Source organism: Microbacterium sp. Soil_N32 (assembly GCF_057655505.1).
Window position 1 is genome coordinate 98227 of sequence record NZ_JBDGME010000016.1, and the last position, 25630, is coordinate 123856.

At 70.4% G+C, this 25630-nt stretch carries 23 protein-coding genes and 1 pseudogene; 6 read left to right on the forward strand and 18 right to left on the reverse strand.

Annotation, left to right across the window (positions count from 1 at the left end):
• Window positions 1–156: 156 nt before the first annotated feature.
• Together AC3A3J_RS04590 and AC3A3J_RS04595 are read right to left on the reverse strand one after the other, a co-directional pair.
• Window positions 157–819: a response regulator gene (locus tag AC3A3J_RS04590; RefSeq protein WP_487671148.1), complete on the reverse strand. Its 663-nt coding sequence runs from the start codon at window positions 817–819 to the stop codon at window positions 157–159.
• Window positions 816–2582 carry a sensor histidine kinase gene (locus AC3A3J_RS04595; RefSeq protein ID WP_487671149.1) on the reverse strand — a complete coding sequence of 589 codons (1767 nt, stop codon included), beginning with the start codon at window positions 2580–2582 and terminating at the stop codon, window positions 816–818. Before AC3A3J_RS04595 ends, AC3A3J_RS04590 begins: the two co-directional genes overlap by 4 nt.
• 264 nt (window positions 2583–2846) lie before the next feature.
• Between AC3A3J_RS04595 and AC3A3J_RS04600 the strand changes: the two genes are divergently transcribed.
• Window positions 2847–4274: a CitMHS family transporter gene (locus tag AC3A3J_RS04600; RefSeq protein WP_487671286.1), complete on the forward strand. Its 1428-nt coding sequence runs from the start codon at window positions 2847–2849 to the stop codon at window positions 4272–4274.
• Window positions 4275–4302: 28 nt separating this feature from the next.
• Here AC3A3J_RS04600 and AC3A3J_RS04605 read toward each other — a convergent pair whose 3' ends face one another.
• From AC3A3J_RS04605 to AC3A3J_RS04630, 6 genes are all read right to left on the reverse strand, one after another.
• Complete coding sequence (locus AC3A3J_RS04605; protein WP_487671150.1) at window positions 4303–4815, reverse strand: metallophosphoesterase family protein; 513 nt, start codon at window positions 4813–4815, stop codon at window positions 4303–4305.
• A gap of 3 nt (window positions 4816–4818) precedes the next feature.
• On the reverse strand, window positions 4819–5148 hold the full coding sequence (locus AC3A3J_RS04610; protein WP_487671151.1) for a sugar ABC transporter ATPase: 330 nt from the start codon (window positions 5146–5148) through the stop codon (window positions 4819–4821).
• Between the two features lie 243 nt (window positions 5149–5391).
• Entirely contained in the window at window positions 5392–6288 is an 897-nt protein-coding gene (locus AC3A3J_RS04615; protein ID WP_487671152.1) for an SDR family oxidoreductase, read from the reverse strand.
• A 42-nt stretch (window positions 6289–6330) separates the two neighbouring features.
• Window positions 6331–8139 (reverse strand): glycoside hydrolase family 15 protein, encoded by a 1809-nt coding sequence (locus tag AC3A3J_RS04620; protein WP_487671153.1) that lies wholly within the window; start codon window positions 8137–8139, stop codon window positions 6331–6333.
• Window positions 8140–8500: 361 nt separating this feature from the next.
• Window positions 8501–8869, reverse strand: coding sequence for a hypothetical protein (locus tag AC3A3J_RS04625; protein ID WP_487671154.1), 369 nt, complete (start codon window positions 8867–8869; stop codon window positions 8501–8503).
• An 89-nt stretch (window positions 8870–8958) separates the two neighbouring features.
• Window positions 8959–9180 carry an RNA-binding S4 domain-containing protein gene (locus AC3A3J_RS04630; protein WP_487671155.1) on the reverse strand — a complete coding sequence of 74 codons (222 nt, stop codon included), beginning with the start codon at window positions 9178–9180 and terminating at the stop codon, window positions 8959–8961.
• 117 nt (window positions 9181–9297) lie between these two features.
• Between AC3A3J_RS04630 and AC3A3J_RS04635 the strand changes: the two genes are divergently transcribed.
• The 3 genes from AC3A3J_RS04635 (at window position 9298) to AC3A3J_RS04645 (ending at window position 12624) form a co-directional block, all read left to right on the forward strand.
• Window positions 9298–10803, forward strand: a complete 1506-nt coding sequence (locus tag AC3A3J_RS04635; protein WP_487671156.1) for an AMP-binding protein — start codon at window positions 9298–9300, stop codon at window positions 10801–10803.
• Complete coding sequence (locus tag AC3A3J_RS04640; protein WP_487671157.1) at window positions 10779–12038, forward strand: acyltransferase family protein; 1260 nt, start codon at window positions 10779–10781, stop codon at window positions 12036–12038. Before AC3A3J_RS04635 ends, AC3A3J_RS04640 begins: the two co-directional genes overlap by 25 nt.
• Before the next feature lie 124 nt (window positions 12039–12162).
• Window positions 12163–12624 (forward strand): hypothetical protein, encoded by a 462-nt coding sequence (locus tag AC3A3J_RS04645; protein WP_487671292.1) that lies wholly within the window; start codon window positions 12163–12165, stop codon window positions 12622–12624.
• Here AC3A3J_RS04645 and AC3A3J_RS04650 read toward each other — a convergent pair.
• The 10 genes and pseudogenes from AC3A3J_RS04650 to AC3A3J_RS04695 form a co-directional block, all read right to left on the reverse strand.
• Window positions 12601–13020 (reverse strand): annotated as a pseudogene (locus AC3A3J_RS04650) (ATP-binding cassette domain-containing protein); the annotation flags it as partial. The gene AC3A3J_RS04645 and the pseudogene AC3A3J_RS04650 overlap by 24 nt on opposite strands.
• On the reverse strand, window positions 13017–14504 hold the full coding sequence (locus AC3A3J_RS04655; RefSeq protein ID WP_487671158.1) for an ABC transporter permease: 1488 nt from the start codon (window positions 14502–14504) through the stop codon (window positions 13017–13019). The gene AC3A3J_RS04655 and the pseudogene AC3A3J_RS04650, both read right to left, overlap by 4 nt.
• Before the next feature lie 56 nt (window positions 14505–14560).
• Window positions 14561–15589 carry an iron ABC transporter substrate-binding protein gene (locus AC3A3J_RS04660; RefSeq protein ID WP_487671159.1) on the reverse strand — a complete coding sequence of 343 codons (1029 nt, stop codon included), beginning with the start codon at window positions 15587–15589 and terminating at the stop codon, window positions 14561–14563.
• 204 nt (window positions 15590–15793) lie between these two features.
• The gene (locus AC3A3J_RS04665) at window positions 15794–16708 is read right to left on the reverse strand and encodes a hypothetical protein (RefSeq protein WP_487671160.1); all 915 of its coding nucleotides are present in this window, start codon (window positions 16706–16708) and stop codon (window positions 15794–15796) included.
• Window positions 16709–16784: 76 nt separating this feature from the next.
• The gene (locus AC3A3J_RS04670) at window positions 16785–18128 is read right to left on the reverse strand and encodes a sensor histidine kinase (protein WP_487671161.1); all 1344 of its coding nucleotides are present in this window, start codon (window positions 18126–18128) and stop codon (window positions 16785–16787) included.
• Window positions 18121–18798 carry a response regulator transcription factor gene (locus tag AC3A3J_RS04675; RefSeq protein WP_487671162.1) on the reverse strand — a complete coding sequence of 226 codons (678 nt, stop codon included), beginning with the start codon at window positions 18796–18798 and terminating at the stop codon, window positions 18121–18123. The genes AC3A3J_RS04670 and AC3A3J_RS04675 overlap by 8 nt, the downstream gene beginning before the upstream one ends.
• A 122-nt stretch (window positions 18799–18920) precedes the next feature.
• Window positions 18921–19958 carry a serine hydrolase domain-containing protein gene (locus AC3A3J_RS04680; RefSeq protein ID WP_487671163.1) on the reverse strand — a complete coding sequence of 346 codons (1038 nt, stop codon included), beginning with the start codon at window positions 19956–19958 and terminating at the stop codon, window positions 18921–18923.
• A gap of 10 nt (window positions 19959–19968) precedes the next feature.
• Window positions 19969–20886, reverse strand: a complete 918-nt coding sequence (locus AC3A3J_RS04685) for a carbohydrate ABC transporter permease (protein WP_487671164.1) — start codon at window positions 20884–20886, stop codon at window positions 19969–19971.
• Window positions 20886–21845, reverse strand: coding sequence for a carbohydrate ABC transporter permease (locus AC3A3J_RS04690; RefSeq protein ID WP_487671165.1), 960 nt, complete (start codon window positions 21843–21845; stop codon window positions 20886–20888). Before AC3A3J_RS04690 ends, AC3A3J_RS04685 begins: the two co-directional genes overlap by 1 nt.
• A gap of 55 nt (window positions 21846–21900) precedes the next feature.
• Window positions 21901–23187 carry an ABC transporter substrate-binding protein gene (locus AC3A3J_RS04695; protein WP_487671166.1) on the reverse strand — a complete coding sequence of 429 codons (1287 nt, stop codon included), beginning with the start codon at window positions 23185–23187 and terminating at the stop codon, window positions 21901–21903.
• Window positions 23188–23335: 148 nt separating this feature from the next.
• On the opposite strand from AC3A3J_RS04695, the gene AC3A3J_RS04700 reads away from it, so the two are divergent.
• Together AC3A3J_RS04700 and AC3A3J_RS04705 are read left to right on the forward strand one after the other, a co-directional pair.
• Complete coding sequence (locus AC3A3J_RS04700) at window positions 23336–24202, forward strand: MurR/RpiR family transcriptional regulator (protein ID WP_487671167.1); 867 nt, start codon at window positions 23336–23338, stop codon at window positions 24200–24202.
• 4 nt (window positions 24203–24206) lie between these two features.
• Complete coding sequence (locus AC3A3J_RS04705; RefSeq protein ID WP_487671168.1) at window positions 24207–25388, forward strand: exo-beta-N-acetylmuramidase NamZ family protein; 1182 nt, start codon at window positions 24207–24209, stop codon at window positions 25386–25388.
• The last annotated feature ends 242 nt before the right edge of the window (window positions 25389–25630 follow it).

The following is a 25630-nucleotide window of genomic DNA, read 5'->3' on the forward strand; positions in this document are numbered from 1 at the left end:
ACCCCAGCTGTCGATCGCCGCTCTTCGGGGGAAGAGCCCCGATCCACTGGGAACCGACTGGTGGCCTGCCTCCTCCCTTCCCACAGGCGGGCCGCCAGTCATCATCATGCGACCACCCGCCGCGAGCTCGCACGCGAAGACGCGGCCCGCCGCGCGCTACCGCGCTCCGGCGCGGACGTACCGGTGCTCGGGGCGGCCGGTGGTGCCGTAGCGCAGACGCACCTCGACCTGGCCACGGGTGGCGAGGGCGGCGAGGTGTCGCTGCGCCGTAGCCCGCGAGATGCCGACCCGCTCGGCGATCTCCGAAGCGGACGCCTCCTCGACCTCGCCGAGGCCGTCGAGCAGAAGCTGCTCGGTCGCGGAGCGCGACACGCTCGCGGGCTCGGCGCCTCCGGCCAGGATCGACAGGGCCCGGTCGATCTGGTCCTGCGCGAGCGGACGGTCGGCGCCGAGCACGTTGCGCATGCGGGCGTAGCGCTGCAGGCGGTCGACGAGCACCGCGGACTCGAACGGCTTCACGAGGTAGGCAAGGGCGCCCGACTGGATCGCGCGACGCACGGTCGGAGCATCCGTCGCGGCCGACAGCACGAACGCATCCACTCCGGCATCGGCGACGAAACGGATGCCGTCGCCGTCGGGAAGGTAGGCATCGGCGAGCAGCAGGTCGGGCTGGTGCATGCGCACGGCCTGACGAGCGGCGTCGAGGGTGCGCACAGGGTCGAGCGCGGTGAACCCCGGCACCGTGGCGACCGCGTCGCGGTGCAGTCCGGCGACGCGGAAGTCGTCGTCGATCACGAGCACGCGGATGTCGTCGGTCATCGTTCCTCCGAAGGGCCGGTGGTCGGGGCGGATGCGGGAGTCGGACAGGTCTGGGGAAGGGCGGCGGATGCGGCGGACGCCGTGGGCATGACGGCGGACGGGAGACGGGCGCCGAATACGGCACCGGTCGCAGCATCCGACGAATCCGCGCCGCCGCGGGCGATCAGCCAGACGTCACCGCCCCGACGGCGAGCGATATCCCTCGCAAGCGGGAGCCCGAAGCCGTGGCCGTGCACGCGGTCGAGATGTGCGGCGGCATCTCCGTCGCCCTTCTCGGTCCCGGCGGCGAAGGGGTCGCGCTCCCGCGGCTCGATGCCGCGCCCCGAGTCGGCGACGGTCAGCACGAGCGCGTCGCCGTCGATGAGCAGGGCGACCTCGACCCACCGCGGTGCGTCGCCCGCGACGGCGGCGCGCACCGCATTGTCGATCAGGTTGCCGAGCACGGCGGCCACGTCTTCCGCGGCCTCCACCTCGCCGAGCACGAGGGTCTCGTCGGCGATGCGCACCTCGACACCCCGCTCGCGGGCCGCGACGGCGGTCGCCCCGAGGAACGACTGCAGGAACGGATCGGGCACCCGCTCGATCCCTTCGACCCCCACGCCGACGGCGCCGCGCCCCGTGAGCTCGGCGAGGAAGGCGCGGGCCTCCGGCATCCGGTCGGCGTCGAGCAGCCCCGACACGGCGTGCAGCCGGTTCGCGAACTCGTGACGCTGCGCCCGCAGCGCCTCGGTCGTGGCGCGCACCGTCTCGAGCCGCCCGGCCAGCGCTTCAATGTCGGTGCGGTCGCGCACCACCACGACGGCGCCCAGCGACCGACCGTCGCGCACGACCGGGTGCGCGTCGAGGTAGAGCACGCGGTCACCCACGACGGTCTCCACGCTCCCGGACCCGGCTCCGGTACCGGCGGCGGTCCCGCTCCGGGTCGCGGCCACGGTCTCGACGAGCCTCCGCACCGCGTCGCCGACCGCGAGCTCGGCGAGCCTCCGCCCCACGGGGTCGGTGAGTGCGAGCATCCGCGCCGCCGCGTTGTTGCACACCCGCACCACGCCGGTCTCGTCCACGGCGAGCACGCCGTCGCCCACCCCGTCGAGCACGGCGGCCTGGTTCTGCACGAGGGCGACGAGCTCTTCCGGCTGCAGCCCGAGCGTCTGCCGCTCGAACCGGCGCGTCAGCAGCAGCGTCGCCAGCGCGGCGAGCAGCACGGCGCCCACGGCGGCGATCGCGATCGTCGAGAGCAGGGCGGGCAGGTCGTCGAACACGCTGGCGCGCTCGAATCCGACGCTCACCTCGCCGACCGGCACCCCGCCGGACTCCGCGTAGATCGGCACCTTGGCGCGCGCCGACTCGCCGAGCGTGCCGACCTCCCAATCGACGACCTCCGCCCCGCGCAGCACCTCTTCGAAGGGAGTCGACACGACCTGCCCGAGCAGGCTCTGATTCGGATGCGCGAGGCGGATGCCGTGGTCGTCGGTGATCACGACGAACAACGCATCGGTGCGCTCGGCCACGTCGACGGCGATCCGCTGCAGCGTTCCGTCGACGAGGGCTGCGGCCTCGGGCGTGCCGGGGTCGGCGGAGTACTCCGCGACCTGCTGTTGCACGTCGGGATCTTCGGCCATCGTGCGCGCGATGTTCAGCGCTGTCGCCTCTGATTCGGCGCGGAGCTGCTGCACACCCAAGAACCCGAACACGAGCGTGCACACCGCGACGACCGCGACGACGGTCGCGAGCTGCACGAGCAGCAGACGGGTGGCGAATCGCATCGTCCCTCCTCTCGGCCGCGACGACGAGCACAATGCGCAGAACACACGCTACGCGCACAACGTGCAGCAATGCGACATAGCGCGCGCCGCGGCGACCGCCGACCTAGTCTCACGGGATGCGCCGCCCGCGGTGCTCCGGTCCGACCACGACACGACGAAGGAGTCGATGTGAACGTGCATGCTGCAGTCCCGCTCGCCGCGGAGGAGGGCTACGCCACGGCGTTCGTCCCGCCCGAGGGCGTGCTCGTGGCCCTCGGGTTCACGATGGTGCTCGTCTTCATGGCGCTCATCATGACCCGCCGCCTCACCCCGATGGTTGCACTCATCCTCGTGCCGACGGTGTTCGGCCTGTTCGCCGGTGCGGGTCTGGGCCTCGGCGACATGATCATCGACGCGATCTCCGACATGGCGCCCACCGCGGCGCTGCTGATGTTCGCGATCATGTACTTCGGCATCATGATCGACGTCGGCCTGTTCGACCCGCTCATCCGCCTGATCACTCGGCTGCTCGGCGACGATCCCGCGAAGATCGTGCTCGGCACCGCCATCCTCGCCGGCGCGGTCTCGCTCGACGGCGACGGCTCGACGACCTTCATCATCACCACGTCGGCGATGCTGCCCATCTACCTGCGGCTCGGCATGAACCCCGTCGTGCTCACCTGCGTCGCCGGGCTCATGAACGGCACCATGAACATCGTGCCGTGGGGCGGACCGACCGTGCGCGCGGCGACGGCCCTCGGCCTGCAGCCCACCGACGTGTTCGTGCCGATGCTGCCGTCGCTCGCGGCGGGTCTCATCGTCGCGCTGCTGTTCGCGTGGTTCCTCGGCCTCGGAGAGCGCAAGCGCATCGGCCAGATCGACCCCGAGCGCATCGGCGGCGGCACGGGAACGCCCGGGCCGCGCCTGTTCCGCGGCGGCGACGCCACCCCCGGCGCCCGCGCCACGCTGCGCACCGGCAACATCGTGACCCTCGCCGGCGGACGCACGCGCCTTCCCGCCGCGACCGCCGTGCTCGACCGCGACGACACCGCCATGGCCGACACCATGCTCGACCCGAACCGCGCCACGCTGCGCCCGAAGCTCATCTGGGTGAACCTCGCCCTGACCGCCGCGGTCATGGTGCTGCTCGTCGCCGACATCTTCCCGCTCGCCTACGTCTTCATGGTCGGAGCGGCGGTCGCGCTGATCATCAACTTCCCGCGCCTGAAAAGCCAGGCCGACGAGATCGTGGCGCACGCCCCCAGCATCGTCGGCGTCGTGTCGATGGTGCTCGCGGCCGGCGTGCTGGTCGGCGTGCTCAACGGCACCGGGATGGTCGACGCGATGGCCACCTGGATCACCACCGCCATCCCCGACGCGATGGGGCCGTTCCTCGCGGTCATCACCGGGGTGCTGTCGATCCCGCTGACGTTCTTCATGTCGAACGACGCGTTCTACTACGGCATCCTGCCCGTGCTCGCGCAGAGCGCGGAGCACTTCGGCATCGCGCCGGTCGAGATGGCGCGGGCGTCGATCACCGGGCAGCCGGTGCACCTGCAGAGCCCGCTCGTGCCCGCGATCCTGCTGCTCGTCTCGCTCGCGAGCGTCAACCTCGGCGACCACCACAAGAAGGTGCTCTGGCGGGCGACGATCGTGTCGCTGGTGATGCTCGCGGTCGGCGTGCTCGTCGGGGCGGTGCCGCTGGCCGCCTGAGTCGTCGGCGCGGCGGGGTCCGGTGGGTTCAGCCGCGATCGACGGGGACCACGGTGACGTCCGTCACCCGGTCCCCGTCGATCGTCGCGGTCATGAGGGTGCACACCGGCTGCCGGCGGCGGTCGGTGGGCGACCCCGGATTCAGCAGACGGATGCCCTGGGGCGTCGTCGAGTCCCACGGGATGTGGCTGTGGCCGAACACGAGCAGATCGAGCACTCCGTCCGGGTAGCGGGCATCCATCCGGGTCTCGCGACCGCGTGCGGCGCCCGTCTCGTGCACGACGCCGAGGTTGACGCCCTCGATGCGCGCGACGGCGAACTCGGGCATCCGCTGCCGAAGCTCGTCGCCGTCGTTGTTGCCCCAGACGGCGATCAGTCGGCGCGACCGCTCCTCGAGCGCCTCGAACGTGGCCAGGTCGACCCAGTCCCCGGCGTGCACGACGACGTCGGCCTCGTCGACCGCCCGCCAGACGTCGTCGGGCAGCCGCCGGGCCCGCGCCGGCACATGGGTGTCGGCGAGCAGGAGCAGCCGGGTCGCCACGGCTCAGATGTCGTTGGGCGAGAGGTCTCCCTCGCCGTCCTCGCCGATGTCGGCGATGATCGGGTCGCCCTCCTGCGTCTCGGGCTGCAGGCCGCTCGACGGCAGGTCGTCGGCGGGGATCTGGTCGTCCTCCGAGGGGATCTCGTCGGGGTCGGCGCCCGTGGCGGTCGCGTCGTCGATGTCGGCACCGGCGTCGAGGGCTTCGGTGCGCTCCCACTCGGCCTGTGCCGGGTCGTCCGACGGGTCGGCGTACGAGGTGGCCTCGCCGTCGCGCACGGGCTGGATCGCGTCGGGGGTGTCGACGATGTGGTTCTCGCGGTTGTCGGCGTCCATGAGGGTCCTCCTGAGTCGGCGGGTGGTGAGGATTCCACTGTGCCCGGCGGGGCGGACCGGTGCGACGGGGTTGACGGTGGGGATGCGCGCGGGTATCCCCCTGGCATCCGCCCCAAGCATCCGTGCGAACTGCAGGCAGAAAACACGGATGCAGGGAGGGAACACGGTGTCCCTCCCTGCATCCGTGAGAAGTGCCTGCAGGTCGCGGCGCGAAACGCAACCGGACCCGCCGGGCTCACCTGATCACGGGGTCGGCATGCCGCCGTTCACGTTCAGCGTCTCGCCGGCGACGTAGCTCGACTCGGCCGAGGCGAGGAACACGTAGGCGGGAGCGAGCTCGGCGGGCTGGCCCATGCGGCCCAGGGGGGTGTCCTTGCCGAACTCCTCGATCTTCTCCTGCGGCTGTCCGTCGCTCGGCTGCAGCGGGGTCCAGATCGGTCCCGGTGCGACGGCGTTCACGCGGATGCCCTTCGGAGCGAGCTGCTGCGCGAGGCCCTTGGTGAACGCGTTGATCGTCGACTTGGTCGACGCGTAGTCGACCAGGATGTCGGACGGCGAGTACGCCTGGATCGACGTGGTGTTGATGATCGCCGAGCCCGCGGGCAGGTGCGGCAGCGCCGCCTTCGTGATCCAGAACATCGCGTAGACGTTGGTCTTGAAGGTGTCGTCGAACTGCTCGTCGGTGATGTCGGTCAGCGACTCCTGGAAGATCTGCTTGCCGCCGTTGTTGACGAGGATGTCGAGGCCGCCGAGCTCCTCGACCGCCTGCGCCACCAGGCTGCGGCAGTATTCGGGGTCGCGCAGGTCGCCGGGGATGGTCGCCACGGTGGCGCCCGCCTCGCGGAGGATGCCGGCGATGCGCTCGGCGTCCTTCTCCTCCTCGGGCAGGTACGACATCGCGACGTGCGCGCCCTCGCGGGCGAACGCGATCGCGGTCGCGGCGCCGATGCCGGAGTCGGCACCGGTGATGAGCGCCTTGCGGCCGGTCAGGCGACCGGAGCCGCGGTAGCTCTCCTCGCCCAGGTCGGCCTTCGGCGTGAGGTCGGCGTCGAGACCGGGCTCGGGCATCTTCTGCTTCTGCGGCTCGATGTCGGCGTACAGCTCGGCGGGGTTGGTGAAGGTGTACTGGTCACGGGACATGGTGTCTCCCTTTCCTTTTCCTGTCGGTCTTCGGTCGGTCGGTCAGGTCTTGTCGCGCAGCTTCTCGGCGGGGACGACGTCGCGGATCGTCATGGCCGCGCTGAGGAACGCGAGGTGGCTCAGCGCCTGCGGCACATTGCCCCACGCCGAGCCGTCGTCGGCGTCGATCATCTCGGCGTAGATGCCCACGTCGTTGCCGAGTGCGATGAGCTCCTCCATCAGGGCGATCGCCTCGTCGTGGCGTCCGACGCAGGCGAGCGCCTCGGCGTGCCAGAACGCGCAGGCCACGAACGTCTTCTCCTCGGCATCCACGCCGCTGTAGCGGTACATCAACGGGCCGGCGCCCAGCTCGTCGGCCAGCGCATCGATCGTCGACGACATGCGCTCGCCGCGGTCGAACCCCGACGGCGCGTGCAGCAGCACCGATGCGTCGAGCTCGTCGCCGTCGGCGTAGAACAGGTACGCGCCCCGCTCGTCCGACCAGCCGTGCTCGTCGACCCACAGGCGGATGCGCTCGCGCTCGGCCCGCCACCGGTCGGGGCTGCCGGGGATCGCGCCCGCCTCGGCGAGTACGACCGCGTCGTCGAGGGCTTTCCAGCAGCCCATCTTCGACGACACGTAATGGCGCTCCTCGGGCAGCTCCCACATGCCGGAGTCGGGGTTGCGCCACAGGTCGCAGGTGCGGTCGGCGACGCCCGCCAGCATGCGCGCCGTGCCGATGTCGAGCACGTTGCCCGCCTCGACGTAGGTGCGGCAGATGGCCAGCAGATCGCCGTAGACGCCGAGCTGCAGCTGGCCGCCCGCCGGGTTGCCCGTGACGACGGGGCCGATGCCGCCCCAGCCGGGCACGTGGTACTCGTGCGGCTGCGGCACCAGGTCGCCCGCGAGCGTGTACATCACGTGCACGTCGGGCCCGTGGTCGCGGATGGTTCCGAGCATCCACGACAGCGCGGCCTGGGTCTCCTCGCGCAGGCCGAAGCGCACGAGCGCGTGCGTCGTGTAGGCGAGGTCGCGCACCCACGCGTGCCGGTAGTCCCAATTCTTGCCGCCGTCGGGGCTCTCGGGCAGCGACGTGGTCGCGGCGGCCGCGATGGCGCCCGTCGGGCTGTGGATCAGCAGCTTGAGCGCGAGCGCGTTGCGCTGCACGTGATCGCGCCACGGCCCGTCGTAGGAGAACACCTGCGACCAGTGCCGCCAGTTCTCGATCGTGCGGTCGATGCCGTCGTCGACGTTGTGCGGGTCGGGGATGTGCAGCGGCTCGTCGTGCGTCGCCGCGAGGGCGATGAGGTGGCGGGAGCCGGGCGAGGTCGTGAAGGCGCCGTCGAGACGCGGACCCGCGATGCCGTCGGGGTCGGGCTTCTCGGGGCCGTGCTCGAACCCCACCACGACGAAGGCCGTGGCGCCGCTGCGCACGATCTCGCCGTGCTGCGTGTGCTCGATCCACGGCGACGCGGTGCGCAGCGAGGTGCCGGGCTGCACGCACCAGCGCATCGCGACCTCGCCGTCGAGACCGTCGATCCGGCGGGCGAGCTCGGCCCACGGCAGGCGTCCGGCGACGCCCGAGACGAGGGCGTCGGTCACCCGTACGCTCCCGGCGTCGGTGATGAACGTCGTCTCCAGCACGTTCGTGTCCGGCACGTACCGCCGCTCGGTGCGGAAGTCGTCGACCGGGCGCAGTTCGAGGCATCCGCCGGTCTTCTCGTCGAGCACGCGGGCGAAGACGGGCAGGTCGGTGAGGTCGGGGAGGGGCAGCCAGTCGATGCATCCGTCGTCAGCGATCAGGGCGACGGTGCGGCCGTCGCCGATCGGGGCGTAGGCCGCGAGAGGGCGACCGGAGGGAGCGGAAGGCATGACGCCATGGTGCGCCGCGCAGGCGATCCGAACCAAAGCCTTGCGCGATCGGCGAACGCTCGCTATCGCGCGAGGAAATGCGGATTAGCAGTCGCGGGGACTCCGCGTCAATGGTCGGATGCGGATGCCGTGAAAACCGTTTCCGCCCGTAGGCTCGACTCACAACGAGTCGGCGAACGTCGACTCCGCGTCGGTCGAACCGGACGGCCCCCCTTGTTCTCTCTCGGTCGAGGGCGCCCGTCACGGGGGCGGAACGCTACGCGGACCTCTCGTCGACTTCGCCGGTCCTCCATCTTCGGGTGGTGGAGGACCGGACAGCTTCCCGCCGCAGCGGGCACTGACGGCCCCGGAGGGGCGGCCGTCAGTGTCCCTGTTCGGCGCGTGCGCTCGCGTCGAGGTCGACGTCGAGGTCCCACTCCCCGAACGGCTTGTCCTCGGCGATCACGGTGCCGTCCATGATGCGCTTCGGGTAGAACGGATGCGCGCGCAGTCGCGCGGCGTGCTCCGCGAAGTCGGGGTCCGCTCCCGTCGAGGCGTGGGGGCCCACGAGCACGTCGTTGCCCAGTCCCACCACGAGTTCGGCCACGTCGGTCTCCCCGTCGACGACGATCGGGATCTGCACCGCCTGCGACCCGCCCTCGTTCGCGACTTCGGCGGCGAGGACGACCAGCGCCTCCGCGACGTCATCGGTGGTGACCAACTGCTGACCGGCGTAGGAGACGAGTTTCATGCGGCCAGCATCCCATCCCCGACGAATCCTCGTCACGGGCTTGTGCCCGGTATGCCGATTGGGTAGCGGAGGAGGCCGCGGGCCCCGGTTCAGGGGCGCACGCGGACGGTGCGACCCTCGAAGGTCACCAGGTCGCCGTCGCGCAGCTGCCGCCCTCGGCGACGATCGACCTCGTCGTTCACCTTCACGAACCCGTCGATGATCGCCTCTTTGGCGTCGCCGCCCGAGTCGATGAGTCCCGAGAACTTGAGGAACTGGCCGAGGCGGATCACGTCTCCGCCGATGGAGACGTCGTCGATCGGAGAGCTCATCCCTGCATCGTATCCGCCCGGGTACGGGTCGACCCGATGAGGGGTCTTCCACCGCCCCACGATCCGCAGAGATTAGGGTACCCTTCCCTCTGCCCGTCCACTCGGAAGGTGAATCCCATGACTCTCCCGTCGCCCGCGTCTGCGCTGTGCGCTGGCGCGTCCGCTGCCCCAGCGCTGGTCACCGAAGACACGGTCGTCACTTACGGAGAACTGGCTGAACGCGTGGCGGCACGCGCGGCGGAACTGGGACCGGCTCGGCGTCTGGTCATGATCACGGCGGGCGCGGCGGTTGAGCCGATCGTCACGTATCTCGCCGCTCTGGAGGCGCGGCATCCGCTGATGTTCGTCACCGACGATGCCGCAGGGAGGCCGCACCGGGATGCGCTGATTCGTGGGTTCGATCCCGATGTCGTCGCCGTTGGAGCGGACGACGGCTGGGTGCTGCGAGAGCGTCGTTCCGGCACGCGGCACGATCTGCATCCGGACCTCGCGATGCTCGCGAGCACCTCGGGATCGACGGGATCGCCGAAGCTCGTTCGGCTCTCTCGAGAAAATCTCTTCAGCAACGCCGCGGCGATCGCCGAGTATCTCCGCCTGCGTCCGGGGGACCGGGCTGCCACCACGCTCCCGTTGCAGTACTGCTATGGACTGTCGGTGGTGAACAGTCACCTACGAGCGGGGGCGAGTCTGCTCCTGACGGATCGAAGCGTCGCCGACGAGGAGTTCTGGACGGAGTTCGTCCACCACCGGGCGACATCGTTCGCCGGCGTTCCGTACACGTTCGATCTGCTCGAGGCGAGCGGGTTCGAAGGCCGCGACCTGCCGAGTCTGCGCTACATCACCCAGGCGGGCGGGCGCCTCGCGCCGGAGCGTGTTCGCCGTTTCGCGCGGATGGGCCGCGACCGCGGATTCCACTTCTTCGTGATGTACGGACAGACCGAGGCGACGGCACGAATGGCCTACCTGCCCCCGGAGCACGCGGAGACGGCGCCGGATGCCATCGGGCGCCCGATTCCGGGCGGAACGCTGCGTGTGGACGCGGAAGCCGACGCGGAGGCGGGCGAACTGGTGTACTCCGGCCCCAACGTCATGCTCGGATACGCGGAGGGCCCCGCTGACCTCGCGCTCGGGCGCACGGTCCACGAACTCCGCACGGGAGACCTGGCGCGCCGACGCGATGACGGCCTCTTCCAGGTGGTCGGGAGGATGAGCCGGTTCGTCAAGATCTACGGTCTGCGGGTCGACCTCGATGAGCTCGAGCGTCGCATGCACGAGCGGGGCATCGAAGCGCGGACCGCATCGGTCGAGGAGCGGCTCCTGGTCTTCGTGCGCGCCGAACGTCTCGTGGCGGATGCCGCTTCCTGCGCGGCATCCGTCGTCGGGGTACCCGCGCATGCCGTCGAAGGCTTCGCGGTGGCCGAGTTCCCGCGCACGGCCAGCGGCAAACCCGACACGGCGGCGCTCGTGAGACACGCTCTCGACGCAGACAGAACAGAACCCGCCGAGACGCATTCCGAATCGGCGACGGAAGAGAGCATCCGTGCGCTGTACGCTCGCCTGCTCGCGCGCGCGCTGACGCCACCGCGGACGATTCGTTCGTGGCGCTGGGGGGCGACTCTCTGAGCTTCGTCGAGGTCTCGCTGCGACTGCAGTCCCTTCTCGGGAGACTGCCCAGAGACTGGCCGACGCGGACTCCTCGCGAGCTGGCCGAGGACGCCGCAGGCCACCGGGCGCCGATCGGCGTCGAACCTCCCGCCGCGCCTGCCCTCGATCCCGCTCGTGACGCGAGGACCGAACGACCGCTTGCGGGCCGACGGTGGGGGTGGCGATGCGTCGACACCGCGGTCGTGCTGCGTGCGGCGGCCATCGTTCTCGTGGTCGGGTCGCACGCAGACCTCTTCCTGTTGCAGGGTGGCGCGCATCTGCTCCTCGCGGTCGTCGGTTTCAACCTCGCCCGCTTCCCCCTCGCCGCAGTGCGGGCACGCAGCACACGGTTGTTGCGCCTGGCGGCGCAGATCGCCGTCCCCTCGGTGATCTGCATCGGCGCGATCGCCGTGCTCTCGGGCCAGTACCGTGCCACCACGGCCCTCCTGGTCAACGGCTTCCTGCCGGCGCAGGGCATGTGGAGCGAGCAATGGCAGTTCTGGTTCCTCGAAGTGACCGTCTGGACCTCCGTCGGGCTGGCGATGCTCTTCCGGGTGCCCGTCGTAGACCTACTCGAACGACGGGCACCGTTCGGGTTCGCGTTCGGAGCGTTGGGGCTCGCACTCATCCTGCGCTTCGCCGTCACCGGTATCGAAGCCGGACCCACGGAGCGATACACCATCGTCGCCGGGCTGTGGCTGATCGCTTTCGGATGGGCGGCCGCTCGCGCGACCGCCTGGTGGCAGCGCGTGTTGCTGTCGGCGCTCCTGCTGGGCGCGACCAGCGGTTTCCTCGGCAATCCGGTGCGTGAGGGCGTCGTCATCGTCGGCATCCTCGTGCTGCTATGGGCCTCCTCCCTGGCCCTCCCGTCCGCGCTCCTTCCCGTGGTGCGCCCGTTGGCGGCGTCGTCGATGTTCGTCTATCTGACGCACTGGCAGGTGTACCCGGCGTGGGAAGACAGTGCGCCGATCATCGGGGTCGTCCTGTCGTTCGCGGTGGGCATCTGCGTGTGGTTCGCATACCGTTTCGCATCGGATGCAGCCGCGCGCCGACGTGCGCTCACTCGTGCGACACGAGTCCTGTCGGGCTGGGGGCCGCGGCCGCGGCGGAACCCGCGGACGTCGGATACAGCACGGCAGCGCCCTGAACACGCACGGCCGCGGTCCGCCCCGGTACGAACCGGTGGGACTCGCGAATCGGCACCCGGTGCGTGATCTGTGCAGGAGACGTCGTGGACGACGGTGCATTCCCATCGCCCAGTCGCACCACGATTTCGGCTGAGACACCCCGTCGGCGTACCTCGACGACCGTGACGGGGCGTCCGCCTTCGGCCTCGGGGTGTGCGACGTCCGCGTACAGCCGCAGCTGATCCGGGCGGAGCATCGCGACCGCACGCTGCGAACCGCTGCTTCGATCGTGCCTCACGCGCAGTCTTCCGATGCGTGTCGCCACGTGATCTGTTCCGTCGCGCAGCCCATCGATGAACACCACGTCCCCCAGAAAGCGGGCGACATCGGCCGTCAACGGTGCGTCGTACACATCGTCGGGAGCGCCCGCCTGCACCAGGCGGCCCTGCACGATCACGCCGAGACCGTCACCGAAGCAGACAGCCTCCTCCTGGTCGTGCGTCACCAGCACGGTCGTGACGCCGCTTCGCTCGAGCACTTCCACCACGGCCTCGCGCGTCTGCGCGCGCAGCCCCGTGTCGAGGGCGCTGAACGGCTCGTCGAGAAGGATCATCTTCGGCTCCGCGGCGAGAGCACGGGCGAGAGCGACACGCTGCTGCTGGCCCCCCGATAGCTGGTGCGGGAGACGATCGGCGAGGTCGCTGTCGAGGGAGGCGAGATCCATCAGTTCCGCCACGCGACGACGCCGTGGTCCGCGACGCATCCCGAAACCGATGTTCCCGGCAACCGTGAGATGAGGGAAGAGAGCTCCGTCTTGAGGGACGTACCCGACCCCTCGTCGATGCGCGGCCACGAAGCACCGTTCCGACGAGAGCGTGCGACCCCCCAGGGTGATCGATCCGCGGTCCGGCCGTTCAAAGCCGGCGATCAGGCGCAGCAGCGTGCTCTTCCCGCTTCCCGACGCACCGACCAGAGCCATACGCGACCCGGCGGCGATGTCGAGCGAGATGTTTCGCAGCACTTCGGTCGTGCCGAACGACTTCGACACCTCTTGGATACGCAGCGTCATCGGATCCTCCGTTTCCGGGTTGCTTCGGTGAACAGCAGCGCGGCCGCGGGAACCGAGATCACGACGAGGAGCAGAGCATAGGGGGCGGCACTCGCGTAATCGATGGCGGCCGCCGCCGACCAGAACTCCGTGGCCACGGTGCGTGTGCCCGTCGGAGCGAGCAGCAGCGTGGCGGTGAGCTCGTTCGCCGCCCCCAGCGCCACGAGCGCGACAGCCGCCCCGATCGACGGCAGCAGCAGCGGCAACGTCACCCGCACGCGCGAGCGCAGCGGTGACGAGCCGAGCGAACGAGCCACCTCTTCGTACGACTCGGGCACCTGGGCGATGCCCGCTCGCAGCGACACGAGGGCCCGGGGGAGGAACACGATCACGTAGGCGGCGACGACGGTGAAGGCCGTCTGGTAGAGCGCCGGCGCAAGCCGCACGGTGAGCGTCACGAGCGAAAGCGCGACGATGATGACGGGAAGGCTGCTGGAGACCGACATCGCTGCTTCGAGGCGTCGGGATGCGCCACTGGGATAGCGTGCCGCGAACCACACGACGGGCAGAGCGACCAGAACGGTGGCGACCGCGCCGAGCAGCGACAGCGTGACCGTGCCCTGTACTGCCGCGAGCATCCGATCGAGAGGAGCGGAATCCCACGCGGCGAGCCAGCGCACGACGACCAGGAGCGGAAAGATGACGGCGACACCGATGAAGGTCGTCATCAGAATCAGTGTCGGTACGGCCGCTCGACCGAGGGACGCGAGGGTGGGCGGATGGGGACTGCCGCTTCCGACACGGGCGTATCGGCGGTGGCCGCGTGCCACGCTCTCGCCCGCGAGCACGAGCAGGCAGAGCCCGGTGAGAACGATGCCGAGAGCCGCCGGATTCGGCCCCGCGAACGTCGACTGGTACGCCACCACGATTGCGGTGGTGAAGGTCTCGAACCGCAGGAAGGCGAAGGCACCGTACTCGGCGAGGAGGTGCAACGCCACGACGAGCGCCCCGCCCAGCGTCGCGAGTCGCAGGTGGGGCATGACGACGCGCGTGAAGACGCGCCACGGCCCCAGGCCCAATGACCGCGCAGCTTCTTCGCCCGCCGGGTCGAGACCGCGTAGCGCGGCGAGCACCGGCAGGTAGACCAGCGGTGTGTACGCGGAGACCGACACGAGCACCGCACCGCCCAGACCCTCGACCCACCCGAACGTGCTCCCCCAGGCGTAGCTGCTCACGAAGGCGGGAATCGCGAGTGGGGCCGCCAAGAGGACGGCGAACACGCGTCGTGCAGGAAGGCGGGTGCGTTCCACGCACCAGGCCCCGGCGACGCCCAACACGATCGTGCAGGGCACGCTGAGCAGGAGCACGAGAACAGTGTTCGTCAGCAGTTCGCCCATGCGGGGGCGAAACATCAGTGCGAACAGCGCATCCGCACCGAAGGAGAACGCCGCCTGCACCACGTATGCGACCGGCACCAACGAGCCGACGCACAGCACCACGACCACCGCGACCAGTCCGGCCGGCGGTCGGGCCCGGACGCGCCCGCGGGTCAGGACGGGGGTCAGAGCAGCCCGGCCTGGGTCATCAGTTCGATGACCTCCGATCCGTTGAGGATGGAGGGTTCGACGATCGGCGCGTCGAGGGAGTCCAGTGCGGGCAGGGGTGGTTTCGCTGGAACCGACGCGACGAGCGGGTATTCGAAGCTGTAACCCTCGCCGAGGATTCGCTGGCCCTCCTCGCTCGTGAGGAAGGAGAGGAACTTCTGCGCGGCGTCCTTCCGCGTGCTCGAGGCCAGCACGCCCCCGCCCGAGATGCTGACAAAAGCACCGGGATCCTCTGCCCCGAAGTAGTGCAGCCGGGTGTGCTGCGAGTTCTCCTTCGTGCCGTCCTGGTCGCGGTACCAGTAGTAGTGGTAGATCACGCCGACGGGGACATCGCCGGCGTTCACCGCTTTCATCGTGGCGATGTTGTTGCTGTAGATCTCGGCGTTCGCCTTCATTCCTTCCAGCCAGGCGCCGGTCGCCTCCGAGCCCTGCGTGGCGAGCACCGCCGAGACGATCGCTTGGAAGTCCGCTCCGCTGGGGGCGCCTCCCCAGCGGCCCTTCCACTCTGGCTTCGCCAGGTCCATGAGCGACGCCGGAAGCTCGTCGACCGAGATCTCTTCCGGGTTGTAGACGAGCACAGTGGAGCGGGCAGCGATCCCGGTCCACATCCCCGATGCCGGCCTGTACTGCTCCGGCACCGATCCAAGCGTCTGGTCGTCGACCGTCGCCAGAAGCCCGTTCCGCTCGACGAGGGACATGGCGGGGGAGTTCTCCGTCAGGAACACGTCAGCGGGGGAAGCCTGGCCCTCAGCCACGAGCTGGTTCGACAGCTCTGCGTCACCGCCGTTGCGCAGCTCCACCTCGATTCCCGTCTTGTCGGTGAAAGCGCCGACCCATTCCTCGGTGAGCTGCTCGTGCTGGGCGTTGTAGACCACGAGGGCATCCGCCGGTGCGGCGGATTCATCCGCCGGCGCGGCACAGCCGGCCGCAAGCAGCACCGAAGACAAGAGAGGGACGACAGCGAGACGACGCAGAGGGCCGGGCATTCAAGTCCTTTTCGTGGGTGAGGGGAGGTAAGGCACGCATAAGTTACTACGTCTGGATGCTCCCCTCCACCGATCGCCCGGATCCGGCATCTCGTCCCCCTCTGCGCTCCGGCGGAGAGCGCCGTCCGCTTGCGGACTCGCGCGTCGCCCACCCTGCCGCTGTCTGCGGTCGGGTGGGCGACGGGGGTGAACGCCGACGGATTGTCAGTCGTCGGTATCGGTGGCGACCACCGCAAACGAGGCGTCGAGGTCGATGTCGATCGACCGGCGGTCCTCTGTGACGACCGAGACGTCGTACGGGCGCGAGGCGTCGTCGTCGACATCGAGGTCGGTGATCATGCCCTCGGCCTCGTCGAGCGCGGCGGCGACGAGTGCGCGGATGGCGTCCTCGTCGAGAGTCACCGTCGGGCCCGTGTCGCCGTCGTCGGCGGTCTCGGTCGAGACGACGGTCGCCGCGAGGTCGGCGTCGACCCGCACCTCCGACTCGTCGCCCGCGGCGGTCTCGAGCGTGACCTCCCACGAGCCGTCGCGCTTCGCGTCGATCGAGGTGACGTCGCCGTCGGCGGCTCCGCGCGCGGCGTCGGCGATGTCGACGAGCTCGTCGGCCGAGTCGGTGCCGATGCCGGTCACCGGGCCGCCGCGCTGGGGCCCGCCCTGCCCGGGGCCGCCCTGCTGCGGTCCGCCCTGCGGGGGCTGTCCCTCGCCGCGGTCGTCGCCGTCGCCCTGCTCGTGCCGGGGTCCGTCCACCGCCGAAGGGCGGTCGTCGTGGTCGTCGCCGAACTCGTCGGCCATCGCCGCACCGACCGCGACGCCTCCTCCCGCGAGCAGCACGGCGGCCGCGATCCCGCCGCCGATCAGCAGCGCACGCTTCCGTCCGCGCTTCGGGGCCTCGCCCGGCGTCGCCGGGTATGCGGCGGATGCCTCGGGCTGGGGCGCGGCGCCGGCGGGAGCGGCGCCGGCGGGAGCTGCGGAACCGGCGCCGGCCGGAGCGGCGGGAGCCGGAGCATCCGCCGGCGTGAGGGGCACGGTCGGGGAGTCCGGCGTCGACTCCGGTGCGCGGTCGGCCGACGCGGGGTCGGTGTGCGGCGTGTTCTCGTTGTTCGGGGTCTTGTCGTCCATGTCCCCAGGGTGTCGCGCGACCGCTGAAGCCCCCCTGAAGCGTCCTGAAGTCGTCTTCAGGAAACGTCGGGCCCGCTCAGTCGGCGAGGGGGAGCGTCACGACGAAGCGCGCGCCGCCCCAGCGCGAGGCATCCACCGCCACCGTGCCGCCCATGGCCGTCGCGATGCCCCGCACGATCGCGAGGCCCAGGCCGCTGCCGCCGGCATCGCGGCTGCGCGCCTCGTCGAGACGCACGAACCGCTCGAACACGCGCTCCCGCTCGGCGGTCGGCACGCCCGCGCCGTCGTCCTCGACGGTCACCAGCACGACGCCATCACCGGGAGTCACCCCGATGGCGACGCGTCCCGCGCTGTGTCGGGCCGCGTTGTCGGCGAGGTTGCGCAGCAGCTGCCCGGTCAACCGCGGATCGCCGGACACGCGCGCGGCCCGGATGCCGGAGCCGTCGACCTCTATCCCCGCCGCGCGCAGTCGCCGCACCTCGGCGAGGGCCTGGTCGTCGAGGTCGATCGGCTCGTCGCGCGTGGCGACGCCCTCGTCGAGACGGGCGAGCAGCAGCAGCGACTCGACGATGCCCTGCAGTCGCAGACCTTCATCCGAGACGACCTCGGCCAGCTCGCCGATGCTCGTCGTCGACGGGTGCGCCTGTGCGAGCTCGGCGTGCTGGCGGATGACGGCGAGGGGCGAGCGCAGTTCGTGCGAGGCATCCGACACGAACCGACGCTGCGCGGTCGCCGCGGCGTCGAGACGATCGAGCATGCCGTTCATCGTCGTCGCCAGCGCGGCGATCTCGTCGCCCGACGGGGGCACGGGCACCCGGTGGTGCAGCCGCTCGGCCGTGATGCCGTCGACCTCCTCGCGGATACGCGTCACCGGACGCAGTGCGCGCCCCGTGACCAGCCACGTGGTGACCGCGACGAGCAGCAGCAGCAGGGGCACCGCGACGGCGAGCAGCACGGCCACCGTCGACAGCGTCTCGACGTCGTTCTCGACCGACACGGCGATGACCAGCGTGTGATCGCCCTCGATATCGTTCGACACGATCAGCATCGGCTCGCCGTCTACGCGTCGGGTCACGGGGTCGTCGTCGATCGGCAGCGCCGTCGAGCCCAGGGCGTCGCGGGCATCGTCGCTCGCCGCCCGCACCACGCCGTCAGGGCCGATGACCTGCACGATCTCGTCTTCGATGTCGCCGACGTTGCGCCCCGCGGGTCCCGGCCCGCCGCGCTGTTCGAAGCGTTCCGACAGTTCGTCGAGGCGCTGCTCCGCCGCGCGTTCGGTGCCCGCATGGATGCTGGCGCTCAGGATGCCGTAGAACGACACCGCTCCGATCAGCAGTGCGACGGCCACGACGAGAGTCGCGCCGAGGGTGGTGCGACCGCGCACGGAACGCCAGGCGCGGCGGCGCGGATGCTCAGCCACCGTCGGCCGCCAAACGGTAGCCCGCGCCGCGGATCGTCTCGATCGCCTCGCGGTCGAAGGGCTTGTCGACCTTGCGGCGCAGATGCCCCACGTACACCTCGACGATGTTGGGGTCGCCGTCGAAATCGTCGTCCCACACGCCCTCGATGAGCGCGCGTTTCGACACGACCTGGCCGCGATGACGCATCAGGTGCTCGAGTACGGCGAACTCGCGTGCCGTGAGGGTGATCGGGGCGTCGCCGCGCCACACGCGATGCGCCGCGGGGTCGAGGCGCAGGTCGCCGGCCTCGAGCACGGTCGGGCGCGCCACGGCGCCGCGCCGCACGAGCGCCCGCAGCCGCGCCACGAGGATCGCGAACGAGAAGGGCTTGGTGACGTAGTCGTCGGCGCCGCTCTCGAGCGCCTCGACCTGATCCCACTCGCCGTCTTTCGCGGTGAGCATGAGCACCGGTGTCCAGTTCTCTTCGGCGCGCAGAGCCTCGCACACTTTCCACCCGCTCATGCCGGGCATCATCAGGTCGAGCACGATCGCGTCGTACCGGGTCTCGCGCGCGCGCCACAGCCCGTCGACGCCGTTGTGCGCCACGTCGACCGCGAAGCCCTCGGCCTCGAGCCCGCGGCGTACGGCGTCGGCGAGACGCACCTCGTCGTCGACCACCAGGATGCGCATGCTCCCAGTGTGGCGCGTCGGGGCTGAAGCGCGGCTGAAGCGCGGCGGTCGCAGCCCGCGAGACACCACGCCGGCCGTGAGACACCACGGGAGACGTGATGTCTCACGGGGAGAGTGGTGTCTCAGCGCAGAGCGGCGAAGAAAGTGCGGCGCACCGCGGCGACGTCGGTGCCCTCGCGGGTCGGATGCACGCGATTGAGCAGCAGCACCCCGTACGACCCCGACCGGGGCGACACGGCGAACGCGGTGCCGGTGAAGCCGGTGTGGCCCACGGCATCCGCCTCGCCCATCCACGACCGGTCGCGCACCCGCAGACCGACCGCCTGCGCGAAGCCGTCGGCCGGTGCGGCGGGAGTGGTCATCAGGCGGATGCTCTCGCCCGACAGCACCCGGCCGCCCGCGCCGAACCCCTCGTCGCGCACCATGCGCGCGAGCGCAGCCACGTCGTGCACCGAACCGAAGAGGCCCGCATGACCCGCAGGCCGGCCGAGGGCGTGCGCGAGCTCGTCGTGCACCTCTGCGCGCACGAGGCCGCGGTGGGGCTGCACCTCGGTGGCCACCGTGCGGTCGGCCTCGGGCGTCCAGGTGAGCGAGGTCGCACCGAGCAGCGCGGCGACCTCGCCGACGAGTTCGGTCAGCGACCGGCCCGACACGCGTTCGAGCAACTCGCCCACCGCGATGAAACCGACGTCGGAGTATCGGTGCGCGGTGCCGGGGTCGGCGAGCAGTGCGCTGCGCAGCACGACCGCGCGCAACTCCTCACCGCGCAGACCCGTGCGCCAGGCGCCGCCCTCGGCCGGAAGCCCCGACGTGTGGGTCAGCAACTGGCGCAGCGTGATCGCTCTGGAGCCATCGCCGATCCCCACCGCGAGGGCGTCGGCGACCGGCGCATCGAGGTCGACCGCGCCCGCGTCGACCAGGCGCAGAGCCGCGACCGTGGTGAAGATCTTGGTGAGCGACGCGAGGTCGAACAGGTGCCGGTCGGTGAGCGGCGTCGGGTCGTCGTCGGCCGGAGTGCCGAAGACCCGCAGGTCAGCGGCATCCGCCCCGCCGTCCGGCCGAGCATCCGCCCGGCTTTCCGCCCCGCCGAACGCGTGAGCATCCACCTCACCCGTTCCGTCGACGAGCGACGCCCACGCCGATCCCGGCGCCCCGTTCACCACGCGCGGCTCACTTGCTCATGCCGGAGGTGAGTCCGTTGATGATCTGCTTCGTCGCGAGCAGGAACAGCACCACCAGCGGGATCGTCGCGATCGTCAGACCGGCGAACAGCTGCGGCCAGTCGGTCGAGTACTCGCCGAAGAAGCGGGTCAGACCCACGGGAAGCGTGTACGAGTCACGGTCGCGCAGCAGGATCAGCGGGTAGAAGAAGTCGTTCCACACCGGCACGAACCGGAACACGATGACCGTTGCGAGGGCCGGCCGCACGAGCGGCAGCAGGATCTGCACGAAGGTGCGGAAGGGGCCGGCGCCGTCGATGCGGGCCGCCTCCTCCAGCTCGATCGGCAGTGCGCGGAAGAACACCGTGAGCACGAACGTCGTGAACGGGATGCCCAGGGCGCCGTACACGAGGATCAGGCTGAACACGTTGCTGGTCATGCGCAGCGAGTCGAGCAGGTAGAACAGCGGCAGGATCGCCAGGTGAACCGGCAGCATCAGCCCCGAGAGGAACACCGCCTCGACACCGCGGAAGAACTTGGCTCGCGCCCGGGCGAATGCGTAGGCGGCGAGCACCGACACGACGGTCGTCACGATGACCGACCCGACGGTGACGGTGATCGAGTTGATGAAGTAGGTGTCGAACGACGCCGTGATCCACGCGTTCTGGAAGCTGGTGAACGTGGGCTGCAGGGGGAGGCCGAGCGGTTCGGTCGCGATCTGCTGCTGGGTGCGCAGCGAGTTGTTGACCATGAGCAGCAGCGGGCCGATCGCGATGATCGCGTAGCCCCAGAGGAACACGTTCGCGAGCAGGCGTCCGATGAACGGGGTGTCGTTCGTGCGGCTGGTGCGGCGGCGCGGGGCGGACGACCGGCCCGAGACGATGGCCTCGGTGGTCGGCTCGGGGCGGGCTTCGGTGGCGGTGCTCATCAGAACAGCTTCCGTTCGGCTCGGCGCATGGTCGACGTGATGACGACCGAGATCACCATGATGAAGATGAACAGCACGGTCGCGAGCGCCGAGGAGACACCGATGGAGTTCGGGTTCCCCGATTCGAAGGCCGTGCGGTAGAAGAGGAGCATCATCACGTCGGTCGATCCGGCGGGGGCTCCGTTGGATCCGGCGAGGGCGAACGGGATCGCCATCGCCTCCATGCTGCCGATGAAGGTGAGTACCGTGATGATGCCGATCGTCGGGGTGAGCATCGGCAGCGTGATGTATCGGAACCGCTTGCCGGCGGTGGCGCCGTCGAGGGCCGCGGCTTCTTCGATCTCTTCGGGGATGCCGCCGAGGGCCGCCCCGTAGAGCAGGATCGGGAAGCCGATCCACTGCCACGCGCTGACGAGCACGATCACCCAGATCGCGAGCTTCGGGTCGCCGAGCCACGGCAGGGCGAGACCCTCGAGACCGGCGCCGCGCAGGATCGCGTTGACGGGGCCGAACAGCGGCGACAGCATGAGCGACCACAGGTAGCCGATCACCATCGGGCTGACGAGGTACGGCAGGGCGAAGATGGTCTGGAAGAAGCGCTTGGTGCGCTTGCGGCGGTGCAGCAGGGTCGCGATGCCGAGGCCGAGCGAGTTCTGGAAGACGACGGCGCCGGCGAACAGCAGCAGGTTGTGGCCGAATGCGTTCCACAGTTTCGAGGCGTAGGGCTCGGTGGTGAGCAGGGTGATGTAGTTGCCGATGCCGGCGAACCCGCCCTGCTTCGTGCCCTGCCAGTCGAACAGCGAGTAGCTGAGCGCGGCGAGCATGGGGTAGAGGATCAGCACCGCGAACAGCACGGCGGCGGGCAGCACGAAGAGCATCGCCGTGGGGGTGGAGAGGGCGATGCCGGTGCGACTGCGTCGGTTCGGCGTCGTGCGCCGCAGGGGGAGAGTCAGGGCCATGATGAGTCTTTCGCTCCGCGAGGGGGCGCCGCGAACGGCGCCCCCTCGGTTCGGATCAGGATCCCGGGGTGAACCAGGTGGAGACGCCGGACTGCAGGTCGGCGCCCAGCTGCTCGGCCGTCTTGCTGCCGAGGAACATCGCCTGGATGTCGGGGCCGAGCACCGCGGTGCCGGTCGGGTCGCCGTAGCGGAAGTCGACGAGCAGCAGGTACGGCGCAGGGTTCTCGGTGTACGCCTCGTTCATCTCCTGCATGAGCGGGTCGGAGTACTCGACGCCGGGCAGGGCCGAGAACTGGTCGACCTCGTCGGCGACGAGCTGGCCGAACTCTTTGGTGGTCATCCAGTTGAGCAGCTCGGTCGCGGCCTCCTGCTGGTCGCTGGCGGCGTTGATGCCGAAGCTGCCGTCGGCGTAGCCCGGGGTCACGGCGTGGTCGAGCGCGCTGCCCGGTGCGGGCGGCACCTCGTAGACGCCCCACTCGGTGTCGGGCGCCGAGCTCTGGAACGTGGGCAGGTCGAACGAGCCGCCGGGCCACTGCGCGGCCTGACCCGAGGTGAACTGCAGCACGGCATCCGCGACGGCGATGGCGCTGACGTCCTTGTCGAGGTACTTCTGCATGTCCTTCACGGTCTGCAGCGAGGCGACGTAGGCGGGGTCGGTGAAGTCGACGTCGCCGGCGAGCACCTTCTCCTCGAACTCCGCGCCGCCGTACTGGGCCGAGCCGACGATGTCGTGGAACATCGGCAGCACCCAGTCCTCACGGGCGCCGAGGGCCATCGGGGTGACGCCCTCGTCGAGCAGGGTCTCCTGCAGCTCGATGAACTCGTCCCAGTCGGTGGGCTCTTCGAGGCCCATCTCGTCGAACATCGTCTTGTTGTAGAACATCTGCATCGTCTGGTACGCGAACGGGACGCCGTAGGTCTTGCCGTCGTCCTTGCCCTGGGCGGCGCGCAGCACCGTGGGGTCGTACTGGTCGAGCCCGTCGACGATGTCGTCGATGGGCACCAGCTGCTCCGACTGGATGGCGGGCTGGATGCCGCCGTAGGCGCGCAGCATGGCGATGTCGGGTCCGTCGCTGCCTTCCAGGCCCGTGGCGAGGATCTGGTTGTACTCGGTGGGCTGGTAGCCCTCGAACTCGACCGTCACACCGGGGTGCGACTCCTCGTACTTGTCGAACACGGCCTCCCACTTGGGAGACGACGATGCCTGCCACGACCAGACCTTGAGGGTGACGTTCTCGGCGTCTCCCTCCCCGCTGGAGGCGGAGGGTGCGCAGCCGGCGACGGCGAGCCCCGTGACGAGCAGACCCGCGGTGAAGACGAGTCGGGTGGTGCGGTGTCGCATGAGAATTCCTCTCGGACGTCGGTGTCGGGATAGGCGGGGCAGTCGGATGCCGGGGCCCTCATGCCACTTTGGGCAAAGAGTTACAGAAACTCAAGACTTTCCTGAAAATTCCTTCCATTCATTGATTCGATTCTGCAATCCTGTTCGCGTGACCCTCAGTGCGATGACCGCCATCCACCAGCGCCTGTCGGCGCTCACCCCCACCGAGCGCCGCATCGCCACCCACGTGCTCGACGACCCGCAGAGCGCGGTCGACAACTCCATCACCCAGCTCGCCGCCGCCTGCGGCACCTCGGTCGCCAGCATCGCCCGCTTCACGCAGAGCCTCGGCTTCCAGGGGTACCCCGAGATGCGGCTCGCCCTCGCCACCGAACTCGACCGGCGGGCCTCCGATCGCGAGCGGTTCCAGGTGTCCGAGTCCGACGTCAGCCGCCATGACGACGCGCTCACCACGGTGCGCAAGATCGCGTTCGCCGAAGCATCCGCCATCGAACGCACCGCCCAGCAGATCGACATCGACGTGCTCGAACGCTGCGTCGCCGCCGTACGCGGCGCTCGCCGCATCGACATCTATGGCACCGCGTCGAGCGGGCTCGCCGCCCACGACCTCGAACAGAAACTCCACCGCGCCGGACTCGTCGCCCAGGCCCGCACCGACCTGCACCTCGCGCTCACCGGCGCCGCGCTGCTCGACGTGCGCGACGTCGCGATCGTGATCTCGCACTCCGGTCGCACGCTCGAGATCGTGCAGTCGGCGCAGGTCGCCGCGCGCGCCGGCGCCACCACCATCGCGATCACCAACAACCCCCGTTCGCCGCTGGCGCGGGTGTGCGAGCTCGTGCTCGTCACCGCCGTGTCGGAGTCGACCTTCCGCTCGGGGGCCATGGCCAGCCGCATCGCGCAGCTCGCCGTGCTCGACTTCGTGTTCACGCGCATCGCGCAGGCCGACTACGACACCATCTCCGACAACCTCCAGCGCACCTTCAACGCCGTCACCGACCACAGAATCGACTGATCCCATGGCCCCGCTGCACCTCGGCATCGACCGCCTCGTCGCCCGCGACATCCGCCCCGATCTGCTCTCCCGACTCATGTCGGGAAGGGTCGGGATGCTCACGAACGATCTCGCCCTGACCTCCGATCTCGTCCGGGGTCGCGAGGCGCTCGCCGCGAGCGGATGGGACTTCGCCCTGCTCTTCGGCCCCGAGCACGGTCTGAGCGGGCGGGCCCGCGAGGGCGAGCACGTCGGCGACCTCACCGATCCCGTGACGGGCGTCGCGGTGCGCAGCCTGTACGGCGACGCCGTGCGTCCGACGGCCGCCGACCTCGCCGGTCTCGACGCGGTGCTCGTCGACCTGCCCGACGTGGGGGCGCGTTTCTACACCTACATCTGGACCATGAGCCATCTGCTCGAGGCCTGCGCCGACGCGGGAGTCGCCGTGGTGGTACTCGACCGTCCGAATCCGCTCGGCGGGCGGCTCGACCGCGCCGAGGGGCCGATGCTCGACGAGGGCGGCCAGTCGCTCGTCGGCCGATGGACCATGCCCATCCGGCACGGGCTGACCATCGGCGAACTCGCCCGGCACTGGGTGCGCACGCGACGGATCGACGTCGAGCTGGAAATCGTCGAGGTCGCCGGGCTCACCCGCGACCGGGCGATCGGCGGGGGAGAGGGCACCTGGATGCCGCCCTCCCCGAACCTTCCCAGCCCTACGACCACCCTGCTCTACCCGGGCACGTGCCTCGCCGAAGGCGTGAACGTCTCCGAAGGCCGCAGCACCGCCGTGCCCTTCCGGGCGCTCGCGGCCCCCTTCATCGACGGGGAAGGCTACGCCGCGGCCGTCAACGCCGCGGGGCTGCCGGGCCTCGCGGCCGTGCCTTACGGTTTCACTCCGCTGGTGCGCGACCACGCGGGCGAGGCGTGCGAGGGTGTGATCCTGCACGTCACAGACGCCGAGGCGTTGCGCCCCGTCCACGCCGGAGTGCGTCTGCTCTCGCTGCTCGAGCAGCTGCATCCGGGTGCCCTCGTCGAACGCTCCCTCGTGCCCATGCCGGGCGAGTCGGACTGGAGTCCGCTCGAGAAGCTGTTCGGCGTGCGCGGGGCGTTCGCGCAGATCACCCGCGGCGAGTGGGACGACCCGGCGCGCCTCGCCGTGCCCGACTGGCCCGCCGCCGTTGCCCCCGACCTGCTCTACGCCTGAGGTGTTGCAGGGGCCCCGTCCCCTCCCGCCCCTCCCGCCCCCTCCCCGCCCTAGCCCTCACCTCGTCCTGGCTCGGCCCCGACCCCGGCACAACTTCGGAGTCGCGGCGCGACACGCCGGGTGCGAGCATCCACCCCTCGGGGAGTCAGCTCGCCACTCCGAAGTTGTGGGGTGGGGCGGGGGCGGGAGCATGGGTCGGAGTGTCGCGCGCGTGGGGCGAGCGGCCCGCCGCGTCAAGCCCC

What these genes read in the sequence shown, in the direction of transcription:
- AC3A3J_RS04590 (WP_487671148.1), bottom strand. Translation starts at nt 819, where the DNA reads ATGACCGACGACATCCGCGTGCTCGTGATCGACGACGACTTCCGCGTC.
- AC3A3J_RS04595 (WP_487671149.1), bottom strand. Translation starts at nt 2,582, where the DNA reads ATGCGATTCGCCACCCGTCTGCTGCTCGTGCAGCTCGCGACCGTCGTC.
- AC3A3J_RS04600 (WP_487671286.1), top strand. Translation starts at nt 2,847, where the DNA reads ATGGTGCTCGTCTTCATGGCGCTCATCATGACCCGCCGCCTCACCCCG.
- AC3A3J_RS04610 (WP_487671151.1), bottom strand. Translation starts at nt 5,148, where the DNA reads ATGGACGCCGACAACCGCGAGAACCACATCGTCGACACCCCCGACGCG.
- AC3A3J_RS04615 (WP_487671152.1), bottom strand. Translation starts at nt 6,288, where the DNA reads ATGTCCCGTGACCAGTACACCTTCACCAACCCCGCCGAGCTGTACGCC.
- AC3A3J_RS04620 (WP_487671153.1), bottom strand. Translation starts at nt 8,139, where the DNA reads ATGCCTTCCGCTCCCTCCGGTCGCCCTCTCGCGGCCTACGCCCCGATC.
- AC3A3J_RS04625 (WP_487671154.1), bottom strand. Translation starts at nt 8,869, where the DNA reads ATGAAACTCGTCTCCTACGCCGGTCAGCAGTTGGTCACCACCGATGAC.
- AC3A3J_RS04630 (WP_487671155.1), bottom strand. Translation starts at nt 9,180, where the DNA reads ATGAGCTCTCCGATCGACGACGTCTCCATCGGCGGAGACGTGATCCGC.
- AC3A3J_RS04635 (WP_487671156.1), top strand. Translation starts at nt 9,298, where the DNA reads ATGACTCTCCCGTCGCCCGCGTCTGCGCTGTGCGCTGGCGCGTCCGCT.
- AC3A3J_RS04660 (WP_487671159.1), bottom strand. Translation starts at nt 15,589, where the DNA reads ATGCCCGGCCCTCTGCGTCGTCTCGCTGTCGTCCCTCTCTTGTCTTCG.
- AC3A3J_RS04665 (WP_487671160.1), bottom strand. Translation starts at nt 16,708, where the DNA reads ATGGACGACAAGACCCCGAACAACGAGAACACGCCGCACACCGACCCC.
- AC3A3J_RS04675 (WP_487671162.1), bottom strand. Translation starts at nt 18,798, where the DNA reads ATGCGCATCCTGGTGGTCGACGACGAGGTGCGTCTCGCCGACGCCGTA.
- AC3A3J_RS04685 (WP_487671164.1), bottom strand. Translation starts at nt 20,886, where the DNA reads ATGAGCACCGCCACCGAAGCCCGCCCCGAGCCGACCACCGAGGCCATC.
- AC3A3J_RS04690 (WP_487671165.1), bottom strand. Translation starts at nt 21,845, where the DNA reads ATGGCCCTGACTCTCCCCCTGCGGCGCACGACGCCGAACCGACGCAGT.
- AC3A3J_RS04695 (WP_487671166.1), bottom strand. Translation starts at nt 23,187, where the DNA reads ATGCGACACCGCACCACCCGACTCGTCTTCACCGCGGGTCTGCTCGTC.
- AC3A3J_RS04705 (WP_487671168.1), top strand. Translation starts at nt 24,207, where the DNA reads ATGGCCCCGCTGCACCTCGGCATCGACCGCCTCGTCGCCCGCGACATC.